This window comes from Pseudomonas sp. NPDC088322, assembly GCF_044740745.1.
Lineage (GTDB): Bacteria > Pseudomonadota > Gammaproteobacteria > Pseudomonadales > Pseudomonadaceae > Aquipseudomonas > Aquipseudomonas shirazensis.
The window spans coordinates 77,467-92,343 of record NZ_JBIURK010000008.1 but is presented as its reverse complement, the minus strand read 5'-3'; the positions used below and the strand labels follow the sequence as shown (position 1 = coordinate 92,343).

Here is a 14,877-nt window from a genome sequence, read left to right as displayed (position 1 = left end):
TTACTTAAATGCTGTCGATTTTTTTGCGCGCTTTCTGCATGTCGGACGTATGGGTTTTGAACGTCCGCCGAGCGCCGTCGATGAGCTCAACGAACGTTTTAGCTTTCACCACATAGGGCTGAGTTATCTGCTCGATCAGCTTCACTTCCTTTGCTATTGCAAGGTCGATGCGTTCGCAAAGGTCGAGTGCTCGACGCGCAAGCCGCTTTTGCCGGGCTAACTCAAGCGAGTGAGCGAGCTTTTTCGAAACTGCCTGCAGGTGCTGCTCCAATTGCGGAATTCCGCTTTTGGTGCACAACCCTTCCTTGTTCTTCTCGACACCACTTTTGAAGCGAGTGCTGGAGATGACAAAGCATTCGGGCATGGTACCAAGATGGCTCAGGGCCTGACGTTCGATCGTTTCTTTTACCTGGGCCAGGTCCGCGTCCTGAAGCTTGTCCAGTTGGCTGATTACCAGCACTACGCGCTCTCCGACATCTTCACCGTATGCATTGCGCAGTTGGTCGAGCAGGGCCACTTCTTCCGCATCCAGCTCGCCTGGCGGGGCGTGAACAAAAAGTACGACATCAGCTTTATCAAGACCTTCGTTTGCCTGCTGCGTGTCGTCTGCATCGATACCCAGGCCCGGGGTATCGATAAGCACATAGTTATTGAGCTCCAGTGCTTGATTGGTCCGGGTCGTGCGGATGTCACCTGTTTGGAAATGCTCATCGCAGGCATGCCCGCTCAGCATGTTGAGCAGAGAGCTTTTCCCCGCTTTCACAAGGCCCCAGGCGGCAATGCGAGGCTTGGTTGGGGCGGCGTCGCTGCGCTGGCTGGCGAATAGTTGGTACTCCGCCTCCAGCGTCTTGATGTGTTGTGTTCGATCCATCAGTCTGCGTCTCCTGTCGCATCACTGTCCAAGCAGTGCATCTTTGCGCTACAAAAATCAGGGCAAAGCGAATGATGTCATATGGCCACAAATTATGGCGCATCGGTTGACCCCTTTGAAGCGTTATCGGGCGCTTTGCTCAATCCCTTAGCGTCCAACCTGAAGCCTGGGTCTAGGGGATTGTAGAGTCCTATCATCGAGTGGTGGCATTATGATGCACCCATTATGCGGCTTCCGCGTGGAGTGGCTCGCGCTGCTTTGCGCGCTCAAAACGACGTCTGGAATCCTTGCAGGTCAGATGGGCGTGCGTTGCGTAAACGTTGGGAGGAATACTGAGCCGGGCATTTCTGCCTGCCAAGCAGGGTTGGCCTGGTTATGCAGCCAATGGACAGGAGCTGAGGATAATGGTGTTTGTTATTGGTATTGTCATCGCATTAATCGGCTTTGCGATGATGTCCCGTCCTTTCAAGATTGGGTTCGCCCTCTATTTGGCCTCCTTGGGTTATTACATCTGTCTGTATGGTGGTGATGGGGAGTTGGAGGAGGTGTCCACTGCACTTTCACTCGTTTCTGGGGCCGTCGCTCTTTTGGTCATCGGGGCAGTGCTGGGTGGGATACGGTCAAGCGCCGGCAGTGAGGCGGAGTACATCGCTAAACGCAAGCGTGTCTGGATTTTCTTGCTGAAATTTGGTGGTGCTTATGTTGTGTTTACCCAGTTGCTGACAGTTGTATTGTTTCTGGGCGGCGGGGGCCGCTCCTGGGAGCACTGGACCACAGCAGGGCTCATGGTGAAGTTGATGCCGTACAAGTGGGTTGGTTTTTTGCTGATGTTGGGTGGGTATTACTGGCTAAAAGGAAAATCCAAAACGCAACGGTCCCTACGCACTTGAACAGGTGATGGAAGGTTAAACAGGCAAGCACCACGCTGGCGAGTGACTGAAAGTTGCCTGTCCAGGGCAGGCAAAAAGTACAGGCCTGGGATCTTGGCAAATCCCAGGCCTGTACTGCGCAGCCTGCAGCTGTTCAGTGGCCGCGTCTCACACTGCTTGTGAGGCTTCTGCGTAGTGTGGGTCATAGTCCTTGGCGGGTTTTACGGTCACCTCAATCACATCGGCGCCATACTTGTGCGCCAGAAAGCGCTCCCGGTAGAGATAGAAGGCCGCGTCGCAGACTTTCATGGTGAAGTAGGCGTTGAAACCGCCGCCTACAGCTGCCGGTCATCAGCAGGATAAGTGCTGCAGTTCCTGGAGATTGCTCACCACCAGTTGTTGGGCTTCGGGAAGTATCGCCATGTTGCGGTGATCAATCTGGTACCGCTGCAACACATATTTCACCAATGCCCTGCGGCTTGGCACCATTAATTGGCCCTGCGCCATGCCGAAGTCGGTCTCGACGATCGCTCTCTGTGCCGAGCTCAATCGCCCATCTGGCTCGAAGATGACCGGCACCTCGACATTCCAGTCGTCATCCTGCTCGCGCGTGTTCGGCGATTGGTCGAGCAAGTCCGGCTGGCCACGCAGGCGGCTGAGCACGAAATCCCGATACTGGCCATTCTTCTCGCAATACGCCCGCACGTGCCAGCGCATGCCGGTGTACACCAGCGTGTGCGGAGCAATCAGACGCACCTCTACGTTCGGGGTGCAGAAGGATACGTACTCGGTTTCCAACCGCAGGCCTTCGCGACAGGCCTTGAGAAAAGGGCGCAGGACTTCCGGCCGGATCGGGCGATCAGGTACTTCCAGTACTCGGGTGTGCGCATAGGCCAATGCCAGCCCGTCGATGTGTGGCGCCCGTTCATTGTTTTGATAAAGCAGATGCAGATATGCGCTGGCGCTGTCGTCGATTAACAGCGGCTTGAAGTGATTGCTGGTTACGTAGCTCTTGAGCTGCTTGTCATATGTCAAGTTTTCGGGCGCGTGCTCGGTGATGTAGGTATTGATGTCCTTGGATGCCTGCTGGCGACTGATACCAAAGCTCTGCATCAGGTGGACCGTAGTCAGCCGGCCCTCCCACCAGGCAACGGTCTCGATCAATCGATAGCGAAGTGCCGGGTCCCAGCGTACCTGCTCGATGGACTCCTTGCGTTTCACACCCTCTCCATGTGCGCGATTACTTTACCTGTATAAGTCTACATTCTAGACCTGTCCTTAATTGCTACATATCCTGTTCCTGGCTTCGAAGTGAATCGAAGTCTTAAAAGGAAGTGGACATGACTATGTCTGAAGTGGTTTCGACTGGGGCGTTGGTGTTGATCGGTCTGGTGCTGGTGCTCCTTCTGATGCAGTACATGAGGTTGCGGGACATTTGGCAGATGGCACTCGCTTGCCGCAAAGACGCGCGGTGGGCGCGAATCTGCGAGCTGGAGAATTGGGAGCTACGATCGGAGCTGCGTGCTGAGAAGGCCTACATCGAGCAGATTCAAAGGAAGCTCGTGATCTTGCAGAACCTGGTCATCGCAAAAGACGTAAATGCATGAGCACCGCACTTGGATTGCGGTGAAAAGAGGGCTTCCCTTGAGATCGGTTATGCATCGGTCGGAGAGTGGCTAAAAGCCATTAGTCAAACGCAATTTTGGTAATTAGTATGTCAGCCTTGGCAGCTACGCTCCGCCTCTGGCAGGCAGCACACCCACAACCTTTCGAACGGAATCCAGAATGACCACTGACAAAGAAGAAAGCAGCTCGTCACTTATGAAGATGGTTGAAGCCATCGCCATCAGCCCCCAAGACGCGCGAGAACTGGTCGCTCAGTACAAAGCCCAGGCAGTCAGTGCCTCGCCTTCGGCCAGTGAACAGAAAATTGAAGATGCTGTGGTTGATAAGATCATCAGCCGGTATTCAAAGCTGGCCGCCACCTCGGGAGCGGCTACTGCGCTTCCCGGCATTGTGCCGGGCATTGGAACCGCAGTGAGCGCTGTGGGTGGCGGGCTGGCGGATATATCTGTGTGCATGAAGCTACAGATCGATATGACCATGTGCTTGGCGGTGGCCATTAACGGCAAGATGTCCAATGAAGACGCCAAGCATATGTCTTACATCATTGCGCTCTATGGATCTTTGGAGCAGATGGGATCGACCAGTGCTACCAAGCTGGCCAGCCAGGCAGGCGTGCGCATGGTCAAGCAATACCTGAAAGGCCCGACGCTTCAGGTCATCAAGGAGTTGTTCAAGAAGATCGGCATTACGTTCACCCAGAAGGCTGCAGCGAAGGTGATTCCGTTTGGGATCGGTGTTGTGGTGGGGGGGACGGCTAACTATGCGCTGACTAAGTATGTGGGTAAGACTGCTCGGGATACGTTTAGGTTGAATATTAAGGATGAGGCGGCGGTTGCGGAGTAGGTTTGGGGATTGCGGGGCTGCTTGCGTGGCCCCTGGAACTGAGGTCGTATTTGTAGCGGTGAATTGCTTACTACTCCATCACCTTTAGCATCTCTCTAATCATGGCTGACCGCGACACGGTCGATGCCGATCAGCTTTACAAAGGCAAGCGTTTTAAGGTCGCGGGAGTGGTGGAAGCCATCAATTCGAGCATCGATGATGCCCATGGCAGCTACACAGCAGGGTTCCAAGACGGTATGCGCATCAGCCTGATTTTCACAGGTCACGGCGATCTGACCAGGACGCCAATGCCCAAGGACTGCGCACCGGCCAACTAAGGTGGAAAATCAGCACCTTAGCCGTTTGCCGATACTGGCTCAAAGCTATCCAGCCGGTTAAGGTGTGGCATCGATCACATATACCTTGTAGGGATGCGGCGAGCACGGCCTCCCATGCAAGCTTTAGGGCGCCAAAGTTTTTGGTCTGCCACAGATAAAAGGAAGTCTTCATGTCGATCAACCAGGCCCAGCTCTATGACGCCCTTGAGTCTCTGACCCAGCGGGCTGATGCCCAACCCGAGTTTATTTATGGCTTCCTGGATGCCTATGGCTTTGCCAAGAGCACCATCACGCAGATCAGGAACGGGGGCGCTCGCAACGTAGCGAAGGTTTCGGGTGATGTGGCTCTGAAAGGCCAGCTGTATTTCCGCGCAGTCCCGGCGGATGGAAATATTCACGATGCAGCTGAAAATTTGAAGGGCAGCGATGTCATCAAGACCCAGAAGATCCGCTTCGTCATCGTTACCAACTTCAATGAGCTAGTGGCCTATGACTTGAAGGCTGATGAGCGCATGGAAGCACTATTCACTGAGCTACATCAGAAGTACGCTTTTTTCCTACCGCTGGCGGGCCTTGAGAAAAGCTACACCCATACGGAAAGCGCGGCGGACGTAAAGGCTGCTGAGAAGATGGGGCGGCTGTTCGACCTGATTCGTGAGCGCAATCGAATCAGCACTGCTGAAGAGGTTCACGCGCTCAATGTGTTCCTGACCCGCCTGCTGTTCTGCTTCTTCGCTGAAGATACGGGGATCTTCGCCAAGAACCAGTTCACCGATGCCATCAAGTCGACGACCCGCGAGGATGGCGAGGACCTAGCTGAGTTCTTGGGCAAGCTGTTTGCGGTGCTTAATGAGCCTGAGAAGAGCAGCCTACGACAGTCGATGCCGAAGCACCTGAGTGACTTTCCGTATGTGAATGGAGGTCTCTACGAGAAAGCAATTGCGATCCCGGTGTTTGGGGCCAAATCGCGCCGCTTGTTGCTGGAGTGCAGCACCCTAGAGTGGTCGCAGATCAACCCGGACATTTTCGGCTCGATGTTCCAGGCGGTAATCGACGAAGAGCAGCGCGGCACGTTGGGGCAGCACTACACCTCCGTGAGCAACATCATGAAGGTCATCAAGCCGCTGCTCCTCGACAAGCTGTATGCCGAACTGGATCGTTCCCGCGGTAGTGAGAAAAGGCTCCAGGCCCTGCTTGAGCGGGTAGCCTCAATCAGGGTGTTTGACCCGGCCTGTGGCTCAGGCAACTTCTTGATCATTGCCTACAAGGAGCTGCGTCGCTTCGAGATGGAGGTGTTCCGGGCTCTTAACGAGCTTAGCAAGCAGAACGTCATCTTCATGACGGGCATCAAACTGTCGCAGTTTTACGGCATCGAGATCGATGACTTCGCGCACGAGATTGCACTTCTGTCGTTGTGGCTTGCTGAGCACCAGATGCACAAGGAATTCGAGGCGGTGTTCGGTCACGTGGAGCCTATGCTGCCCTTGAAGTCCAGTGGCAATATCGCGCTTGGGAACAGCTTACATCTTGACTGGGATATGATCTGTCCGAAGAAGGTTGATGACGAGGTGTATGTCATTGGCAACCCCCCATTCTTGGGGACGACTGACCGGACTACAGATCAGAGCAGTGATATGAAACATGTCTTCAAGGGATTCGGTCCCTTGGGCTATCTGGACATTGTTGCCTGCTGGTTCTGGAAGGGCGCGCAGTACATTCGTGACTCTATGGCTGAGCTGGCTCTAGTCTCTACCAATTCGATTTGCCAAGGTGAGCAGGTTGCAACCTTGTGGCCGTCGATTTTTAAGCAGGGAGTCTGCATCCACTTTGCCTATCAGGCATTTATTTGGAGCAACAGCGCCAAGTCAAAAGCGGCTGTCCATGTGGTTGTGATTGGTCTGTCTAGCCATCCAGAGAAAAAGCTGATTTTCAGGGAAATTAATAAAGAGTGGCACGCCCAAGCGGTAACTAATATCAGTCCATATTTGATCGAGGGAAGTAACCTTGCTGTATTGGCCAGGCGAAAACCTTTAGCACCCGTTGCCCCCATGGTATATGGGAATAAACCTACGGATGGCGGTTACCTCCTGCTGGATCGCAATGACAGAGATGAACTAATTGCCAAGGAACCTGTCGCCGCTCGTTGGATCAGGCCAATCCTTGGGGCAGAGGAGTTTATCAAAGGGAAGGATCGCTGGTGTCTGTGGCTAGTTGACGCGACGCCAAACGACCTTGAGGCAATGCCAGAAGTTGCCAAGCGAACTCGCGAGATCGCAAAGCTGCGTTTGGCGGCGGGGCATCCAGCTGCATTGCTGATGGCTAAAAGACCGCACATTTTCATGCAGGTGAGCCAGCCCGAATCGGGAAGCTACATTCTTGTCCCGGCCCACACATCTGAAAATAGGGATTACATCCCCATTGGGTTTTTGGATTCCACGGTTATTTGCTCAAACGCTAACCTGATGATTCCGGGAGGGGGCCTCTACGAGTTTGGTGTGATGAATTCAGCTGCACACAACGACTGGCTGCGTACTGTGGGTGGGCGATTGAAGAGTGACTATCGCTATTCTGGAACACTGGTCTACAACACTTTTCCTTGGCCGGACGTGACCGCTGCCCAGTGTAAGCAGATTGAGAGTCTGGCCGAAGAGGTGCTGATGGCCCGCGAGAACTATCCGGACAAGTCGCTGGCTCACCTATACGACCCGGATACCATGCCGGATGACCTCAGGGTTGCACATAAAGCGTTGGATGAGGCTGTTGAGCGGTTGTACCGACGCACGCCGTTCCGTGATGCCTCCGAGCGCCTTGAGCACCTATTTTCTCGTTACGAGAGGCTGATCGAGGAGGAAGACCAGCAGAAAGCAGCTGAAACTGCCGCCAAGAAGCCCCGCAAGCCGCGGGCAGCCAAGACATTCACCGCCGAACAACTTTGAAAGGATGCACTCACGATGGTTGATTTGCTGACAGTTGAGTACGCGCAGACGGGCAAGAGCGCGACCCTAAATGAGATGGGAATGCGGGAGATGCAGGCTAGGGCCTTCGCTTCGCGTAACAGTAAGTACCTGTTGCTCAAGGCACCACCGGCAAGTGGCAAGTCTCGAGCGTTGATGTTCCTGGCCCTCGACAAGCTGATCAACCAACGGCTCCGCAAAGTGATTGTGGCGGTGCCGGAGATGTCCATTGGTGCCTCGTTCCGGGATACCGCGCTGACCAAGGATGGCTTCTTTGCGGACTGGTCAGTGTTGCCACACAATAACCTGTGCGTTCCAGGCGGTGAGCCTGGCAAGGTACAGGCATTCAAGCGATTTATGGATAACCCTGCTGAGCAAACGCTGGTTTGCACCCACGCGACGCTGCGCTTTGCCTTCGAGCAACTGACCCCGCCCGACTTCAATGACACGCTGATCGCTATCGATGAGTTCCATCATGTTTCGGTCGATGGCGAGAATCGCTTGGGGGCGCTGCTGGATACCGTCATGAAGGTGTCCAGTGCTCACATCGTAGCGATGACCGGCTCCTACTTCCGCGGTGACACGGTGCCGATCCTGTTGCCGGAAGACGAGGCCAAGTTCGATAAGGTGACCTACACCTACTACGAACAGCTCAATGGCTATCGCTACCTGAAGTCGTTAGGCCTCGGCTACCACTTCTACCAGGGGCGCTACATCAATGCTCTGAAGGATGTTCTGGATACCCGTAAGAAGACCATCATTCACATCCCGAACGTCAACAGTGGTGAGTCCACCAAGGACAAGCACGGGGAAGTTGACCACCTACTCGATGTGATGGGGGCCGTGCTCAAACAAGATCCAAACACCGGAATCATCACTGTTCGCCGCCCTGATGGCTCGCTGATGAGAGTGGCCAATCTGGTCGACGATGGTCCTATCCGGCCCCTGGTTGTGGAGTACCTGCGAGGTGTCACATCCGCCGATGATCTCGATGCAGTGATTGCGCTGGGTATGGCAAAGGAAGGCTTCGACTGGCCCTGGTGTGAGCATGTCCTGACCATCGGCTATCGGGCCTCGATGACCGAGGTGGTGCAAATCATCGGTCGTGCCACCCGCGATTCTCCGGGCAAAACCCACGCACAGTTCACCAACTTGATCGCCCAGCCGGACGCCGAAGATGAAGACGTGAAGGTGTCGGTGAATAACATGCTCAAGGCGATTACTCTGTCGTTGCTCATGGAGCAGGTTCTGGCACCAACCGTGAACTTCAAGGCGCGCTCACAGCTCAAGGATGGTGAGGTTGTTCAGCCTGGCACGATCATCATCAATGACGTTACTGCCCCGGTGTCCGAAAAGGTCATCAAGATTCTTAACGGGGACAGTGATGACATTGTCGCCGCTTTGCTTCAGAAGCCCAAGGTTGGCGAGTCACTGATCGGTGGTGTCGAGCCTGAGGTAATCAACGAGATTGAGCTGCCGAAGATCATCGAAACGAAGTACCCCGACCTGACCCCGGATGAGATTGAGCAGGTCCGGGTTGGCGTGCTGACCAAGGCCGTGATTGGTAGCTCAGGTGGACTGTTCGATGAAAAAGATTTGCCGCCTGGGGCGGTGATCATTGGAGAGGAGGATGCCTCTGGCAGCACTGCGAGTGGTGTATGTATCCCGCTGGAAGATTCTGATGGGGGCGCAGGCCAGAAGATGCCTGTTCCGCCGCCCAAGTCCCCAGAAGGCAGTCGTCAATTCGTGAAAATGGGCGACAAGTTCATCAATATCGATAATGTCACCATCGACCTGATTGACCAAGTTAACCCGTTCCATGGAGCTTACGAGATCCTGTCGAAGTCCGTGACGCCGGCGATGCTGAAGACCATTCAGGATGTGGTAGCGGGCGCTCGAATCACCATGACTGACGAGGAGGCGGTGATTCTCTGGCCACGTATTGTGACGTTCCGCCAGGAGAAAGGTCGGGAGCCTTCCTTGACCTCGAATGATCCTATTGAGGTGCGCTATGCCGAAGGGCTGGAGTATCTCAAGAGGCGTAAGCGCGAGAAGCTTCAGCAGCAGGCGCAGGTAGTGTGAGGGGCAATGGAATGAACCTGCATGGCAAGAAGCAGCGAGTGCATAGTTCGCTGGAAGATGTTTTTAGCGCATCGGACGAGTTTGGCTTGCTCAACGTTAAGCCCCGAGCAGCCTCGCCTGGTAAGGGAAATTTGCTGGCATCGCGCTTCGAGGAGATCAATCAGTTCATCGATCAGCACGGGCGGCGGCCCCTGGTGCATGGCGACCATCTATCCGAACGGCAAATGGCCAGGCGTCTGGCGGCGACGCTAGAGAGAACTGAGGATCATGAGGCGTTGATTCCCTTCGACCGGCACGGACTGCTGTCCGGTTTTTCGCTGATACAAGATGTGCTTAAGGACGAGCCCCCGCCTCAGTCAGCGGCGGCTCCAGAGGATGTCATCTGCATCGATGACATCCTGGGGGGGGATGATCTAGGGCTACTGGAACTGGGTGACACCAGCATCCTGGATCTCAAGCATGTCCCGCTGACGAAAGAAGCCCCGGATGAGGTCGCCCAGCGCACACCATGCGAGGACTTCTGGCGCTTCAAGTCGATCTTCAATGATCTACATGCTGATCTCAAAAGCGGCAAAGCCGAGACTGTCCGCTTTGCTGAGAACTGGCAAATCGTACCTGGTGAGGCGTTCATCCTAAACGGCGTCATGTGTTTCGTGGATGAGGTTGGTGAGGAGCATGGGCGTGGCGAGCATACGGATGCCCGGCTACGGCTGATTTTCGAGAACGGTACCGAGTCGAACATGCTGCGCCGTTCGTTGGGCCGGGCACTTTACATGGACGAGACCGGACGGCGCATCTTGCAGGATCGTGACGAGGCGTTGGCCCAGGCCTTTCAGGACATTCGAGTCACGCATCGCGACCGTCGTACGGGATGCATCTACATCGTCAAGACGCTAAGCCAGAATCCCGCGCTGAAGCCGTTCCCGTATCTCTACAAGATCGGCTACACCGAGCAGACTGTGGATGAGCGGATTCGCAATGCAGAGCGGGATATTGCCTTCCTGGAGAGCCCGGTTCAGAAGGTCACGGACTTTGAGTGTTTCAATATGAACCCCCAGCGCTTCGAGGCTTTGGTGCATGCTTTTCTTGCAGCACAGCGCTTGAATGTGGAGCTGGTCGGAAAGGATGGCAAACATTACCGACCCCGCGAATGGTTCGCGGTTTCGCTCGAAGTGGCCCGAGAGGTTATCAATCGGATCATTGACGGCAGCATCACACGGTACCGAATGGACAATACGACCGGCAAGATCGTGAAAAAGCGCCTCCCATCAACCGACGCTAATGGGGAGGCAGTATGACACTAAGATGCGTAGTTGGTAGTAAGACTGCGGAAGCTTATTTGAACAAAAAATAAAAGATGGCCACGTTAGAAAGAGTGGCATCCAATCCGCTCTTTCTGGCCCCGTCGTATTCTCAGTAATAGTTTTATATGGGGCTTTTGGGTCGGTTAAGGGAGTAGGAAATCAGCACCGCCGTGATCGGCAGCGAAGGGAAGTGCAGCATCAGGGCTATCAGAAGCAATACTGTCAGACCGCCGGAAAAGATGATTGCTCCCGCGAGACTTGTAGCAGCAGCTTCATACCGTCTCCTTACAGTTAGCTTTGCACAAACAATGTTTCACAAGCTGGAGAAATCACATGAGGAACGGCAAGAAGGCAACGTAGGTTGTCCGAAAATTATAAAGTCGAAACCGTTGTCTCCATGGCCACTTTGAGCGTTTGCTCTTGCAAGTGACTAGGTAATCAGCAACCCATACATGACGGACCGCCTCTAGCCAATTGCTGGTGGCGGTGACCAATAGCATCAGGTCCGAGTTAAGGATAGAAAAGCCATGACGTGCCTAGACGTTGAGCGAGCAGCCGGACCGTTAGCAGGTAGTAATACCTTGTCGCCTCACTGCGGTGGCTCAGACGATGCTCAAGAAACCAAGCCAAATGTTTTCTCTGCCAACTCCAAGGCGTTTCTTGTCGCCAGCGTTCTGCAATTTTAGTTTGAATGATTTTCGCCTGGCGCAGATGGCGTCGCCGGGTTGCGTTTGAGCCGGTCAGCACTCCAGCCAGGAACAGCTCCATGTCGAATGGCTTGCTCATGACCGACCTCCAATGTACGCGGCAACTACGTCAATCCGACCGTGTCCCAACTCATAGCTGATTTGTCGTCGGGCCTCTCGATCAACGTTCCTATCTACCTGGCGACATTGGCCGCCGTTGATAGGTGCCCGATGCTGGGTGATTTGCTCATAGCGCTCACAGGCGTACGCCGCACGAAGCTCATGGAAGCCTTTGAGGTTGTACGCATGCAGGATGTCCCGCGCGGGGCGGATGGTTTCTTGCAGAAGATTTAGGTAGCTCTTGTGTGGCGCAATCAGGTTGCGGCTATCCGCAGGCAACGCCCGCTCCGCTAATGCAAGTGCATCACGAATATGATCATCCACCGTAATCCAACGGGGTGCCGAGGCCCCGGCGCGGCCGCCTTTGGTACCATCCTGAATGTTAATCCTGCCTAGCTCTTTAGCCTCACGGCTCAGCCGTGGCAGGTCAGCCAAGATGGCCTCACGCAAGCGCATGCCGGTGGCTCGTGCCAACAGAACGATCGCGGCGGCCCGTTGCTGATGATCGCGGCAAAGCGCATCAACGATCTGCTTCACCTGTTCGCGGTTTTGGCCCTGTGGTACAGACTGGCGAACCCCGATGCGCTGCATGCCCAACGCCTTGCTCGGGCTTGGCAACTTCACGCATTGATCACCGCGAAGCGCAGCCATGGTCCTGTTAACGCTGGATAGCCGGTTTTGTGCGGTGCTGACGGCGAGGTCACCGCGCCTTACCACTTCAAGCAGATACGCCGCGTAGTCGGCCAACACTTTGCGACCAATCTGCCGCGCATCATTGATGCCGGGCCCCTGTTCGCAGCGGCACCACTTCACGAATGCCTGCCACCGATCACAGTGTGCCCTCACCGTGCCGTAGTGACCGCCGCCAAACATGTCCTTCAGCGCCTGCGGCCCTGCATAGCTCAATTGCCTGCCGTAGCCGAAATTGCGACCATCGCGTCTACCCACCAATGCCATATCCGTCACCTCATCTTCCGTTCTCCGATCCTCGCCCACGTCATCCCGCCAAGAATGCTGAGTGTTATCAGGGATCAAGGCCCCTGCGACCTGTGGGGAATGTCCTCTACGCGGGACTGGCGGCTCCTTACATCCGGGAGCAAGGGCATCTCATGATCTGGCCTCCTTAACACCGTTGCCGGTGGGCGGGTGGAGGCAGTGCTGGCTGACTAAACCAGCACCTGAAGATCCTGAACCGGGTGAACGCAGCAATGCGATGACCGGGGCATGCCTGACTGTCAGTCAGGTGCAGTCCATTCCGTGGTCTGCGGCACCATCATCTACATGGCTGTTGCTGGTGACATCGGCGTTTGTCACGCCGATTGTCACGAGGGGAATTGCCGCAAAGCCATGTGCGATCAGGGCTGCAGCAGTGGTAGAAGTGCCCGTCTCTTTCCAGGAGAAAGAGACGGGCACAGGTTGGCGCAAGATTCGGCCAAGCGAATAGGTTGCTGCAGGGCAGCGAAGTAGGAGGTGTTGTCTGGCGCACGAGGGCCATGAAATGTAGTTGGCATCCATCACCGGGGAGGTGACCGGGCGAGCTGCCGGATGCGAATCGCCCTTGGGGAGAACCACCGCGGGAGCGGCGTGACCTTTAAGGTTCGGGTCACCTGGGGTGCTGTCATCGACAGCCTTTGCACGGCCAGTTCTACGCCTGTGGATAAACCCGGTCAAGGGCCGAAATTCAGCGCTCTTGGGGACGTTAAAAGCGGTTATCCACTGGTGGAATTCCGTGGTAAATCCCGGACAAAGTCGTGGCTTTTAGCTCTTCAAAGTGAGGTCCATCCAAACAGGGCGGCTTTGCAGCCCTGTTTGGATGGACCCGTGTTAAAAGCGGATAAGCGAGGCTGCCTGCCGCGAATCTTGATCGCTCAAATGTTGCTGCTGCCGTTCTTGCACTGTACAGAGCTAGCGGATCGGCACCACGTTCTTGTCTCTGACTTGGCCGTATGCAGAGGCGAGCAGGCTGCCGGTGGCGGCTTTCTGGATGTACTCACTCCACCAGGCCATCATCGGTCGTCGGCGTTCGAGGTAGTCGGCTCGGTTGTAGGCGCTGCGCACCTCATCTTTGTCGACATGCGCCAGTGCGACCTCAATTAGCTCCGGGTCCCACCCATGCTCATTCAAGATGGTGCTGGCCATCGAACGCATGCCATGGCTCACCAAACGGTCCTGGAAGCCCATGCGTTTCAACGCCATGTTGGCCGTTTGGCTATTGGCGTGGGTGCGTGGATTTCTGTCTGCCGGGAAGACGTATTCGCGATGGCCGCTGTGAGACTTGAGCGACTCCAGCAATGCGAAAGCATGATCACTCAACGGGATGCTGTGAGGGCGGCGCTTTTTCATCCGCTCCGGTGGGATAGTCCAGACACGCCGTTCAAAGTCGATGTCTGCCCAGCGAGTGGTCGCCGCTTCTGCCGGGCGAGTCATGGTGTGCAACTGCCATTCGATCAGGCAGCGGGTGGTGCGTTTGATGCTGGCATTCGCGATCTCCAGCATGAGCTCGGGGAGCTCCTCAGGTGGGAGCGCGGCCATGTTCTCTTTCTTGGGTTTCTTGAATACTGCCCTGATGCCGCTAAGAGGGTTGGCGAGGATTAGGCCTGAGTTCACGCCGTAGGTCATGATCTCGTTTAGCCGCTGGCTGAGACGCTTGACCGTCTCTAGGCTGCCTTTCGCTTCGATTGGACGAAGCAATGCGATCACCATCGGCGCGGTGATTTTCACCAGTGGTGTCGTCCTCAAGTCGGGGAACACATGCAGCGTGAGCGACCGCCAAATGTCCTCGGCGTAGGCCGGGGTGACCGAGTCTTTCTTGAGCTCGAACCACGCGGTGGCCACGTTCTCAAAGGTGTGTTCCGTTTCTGCGCGTTTGGCTTCATTCAGCGTATTGCGCTGCACCTTAGGATCGATGCCCTGGGCGAGCAACTCGCGGGCTTCGACTGCCTTCTTTCGTGCGTTCGCCAGTGACAGTTCGGGGTAGGTCCCGAAGCCGATGTTGATGCGCTTTTTGGTCACCGGTTCGCGGTAGTTGAAATTCCACAGCAATGAGCCGTTGCTGCGTACGCGGAGCTGCAAACCATCACCGTCAGTGAGGACGTAATCCTTGGACGCGGGTTTGACTCCCTTGAGCTGTCGATCGGAGAGGCGGAGGTTTTGAGCAGGCATGAGATTGTCCTCAAGCACTGATTCGGTATTCCAAAGATTAGCA

At 55.4% G+C, this 14,877-nt stretch carries 13 protein-coding genes; 7 read left to right on the top strand and 6 right to left on the bottom strand.

Annotated elements, in window-relative coordinates:
• Window positions 1–4 precede the first annotated feature (4 nt).
• Window positions 5–871 carry a GTPase gene (locus ACIOAU_RS20445; RefSeq protein ID WP_401184267.1) on the bottom strand — a complete coding sequence of 289 codons (867 nt, stop codon included), beginning with the start codon at window positions 869–871 and terminating at the stop codon, window positions 5–7.
• A 404-nt stretch (window positions 872–1,275) separates the two neighbouring features.
• On the opposite strand from ACIOAU_RS20445, the gene ACIOAU_RS20440 reads away from it, so the two are divergent.
• A complete protein-coding gene (locus ACIOAU_RS20440; protein ID WP_401184264.1) occupies window positions 1,276–1,761 on the top strand; it encodes a hypothetical protein in 486 nt (161 codons plus the stop codon).
• A gap of 147 nt (window positions 1,762–1,908) precedes the next feature.
• On the opposite strand, the gene ACIOAU_RS20435 is transcribed toward ACIOAU_RS20440, so the two are convergent.
• Together ACIOAU_RS20435 and ACIOAU_RS20430 are read right to left on the bottom strand one after the other, a co-directional pair.
• Window positions 1,909–2,049: a hypothetical protein gene (locus tag ACIOAU_RS20435; protein WP_401184261.1), complete on the bottom strand. Its 141-nt coding sequence runs from the start codon at window positions 2,047–2,049 to the stop codon at window positions 1,909–1,911.
• Between the two features lie 42 nt (window positions 2,050–2,091).
• Window positions 2,092–2,961 carry a WYL domain-containing protein gene (locus ACIOAU_RS20430; protein ID WP_401184258.1) on the bottom strand — a complete coding sequence of 290 codons (870 nt, stop codon included), beginning with the start codon at window positions 2,959–2,961 and terminating at the stop codon, window positions 2,092–2,094.
• 119 nt (window positions 2,962–3,080) lie between these two features.
• Here ACIOAU_RS20430 and ACIOAU_RS20425 point away from each other — a divergent pair, with 119 nt between their 5' ends.
• From ACIOAU_RS20425 to ACIOAU_RS20400, 6 genes are all read left to right on the top strand, one after another.
• On the top strand, window positions 3,081–3,347 hold the full coding sequence (locus ACIOAU_RS20425) for a hypothetical protein (protein ID WP_401184255.1): 267 nt from the start codon (window positions 3,081–3,083) through the stop codon (window positions 3,345–3,347).
• 178 nt (window positions 3,348–3,525) lie between these two features.
• Complete coding sequence (locus tag ACIOAU_RS20420; RefSeq protein WP_401184252.1) at window positions 3,526–4,209, top strand: EcsC family protein; 684 nt, start codon at window positions 3,526–3,528, stop codon at window positions 4,207–4,209.
• Window positions 4,210–4,310: 101 nt separating this feature from the next.
• Entirely contained in the window at window positions 4,311–4,526 is a 216-nt protein-coding gene (locus tag ACIOAU_RS20415; protein ID WP_401184249.1) for a hypothetical protein, read from the top strand.
• A 170-nt stretch (window positions 4,527–4,696) separates the two neighbouring features.
• Complete coding sequence (locus tag ACIOAU_RS20410; RefSeq protein WP_401184246.1) at window positions 4,697–7,462, top strand: DNA methyltransferase; 2,766 nt, start codon at window positions 4,697–4,699, stop codon at window positions 7,460–7,462.
• 15 nt (window positions 7,463–7,477) lie between these two features.
• Complete coding sequence (locus tag ACIOAU_RS20405) at window positions 7,478–9,562, top strand: DEAD/DEAH box helicase (protein ID WP_401184243.1); 2,085 nt, start codon at window positions 7,478–7,480, stop codon at window positions 9,560–9,562.
• 11 nt (window positions 9,563–9,573) lie between these two features.
• Window positions 9,574–10,860 carry a GIY-YIG nuclease family protein gene (locus tag ACIOAU_RS20400; protein ID WP_401184240.1) on the top strand — a complete coding sequence of 429 codons (1,287 nt, stop codon included), beginning with the start codon at window positions 9,574–9,576 and terminating at the stop codon, window positions 10,858–10,860.
• Window positions 10,861–11,376: 516 nt separating this feature from the next.
• Here the strand turns inward: ACIOAU_RS20400 and ACIOAU_RS20395 are convergent.
• From ACIOAU_RS20395 to ACIOAU_RS20385, 3 genes are all read right to left on the bottom strand, one after another.
• Window positions 11,377–11,652: a hypothetical protein gene (locus tag ACIOAU_RS20395; RefSeq protein ID WP_221596889.1), complete on the bottom strand. Its 276-nt coding sequence runs from the start codon at window positions 11,650–11,652 to the stop codon at window positions 11,377–11,379.
• The gene (locus ACIOAU_RS20390) at window positions 11,649–12,629 is read right to left on the bottom strand and encodes an integrase domain-containing protein (protein WP_401184506.1); all 981 of its coding nucleotides are present in this window, start codon (window positions 12,627–12,629) and stop codon (window positions 11,649–11,651) included. The genes ACIOAU_RS20395 and ACIOAU_RS20390 overlap by 4 nt, the downstream gene beginning before the upstream one ends.
• A gap of 948 nt (window positions 12,630–13,577) precedes the next feature.
• Window positions 13,578–14,834 (bottom strand): integrase domain-containing protein, encoded by a 1,257-nt coding sequence (locus tag ACIOAU_RS20385; protein WP_401184237.1) that lies wholly within the window; start codon window positions 14,832–14,834, stop codon window positions 13,578–13,580.
• Window positions 14,835–14,877: the final 43 nt, after the last annotated feature.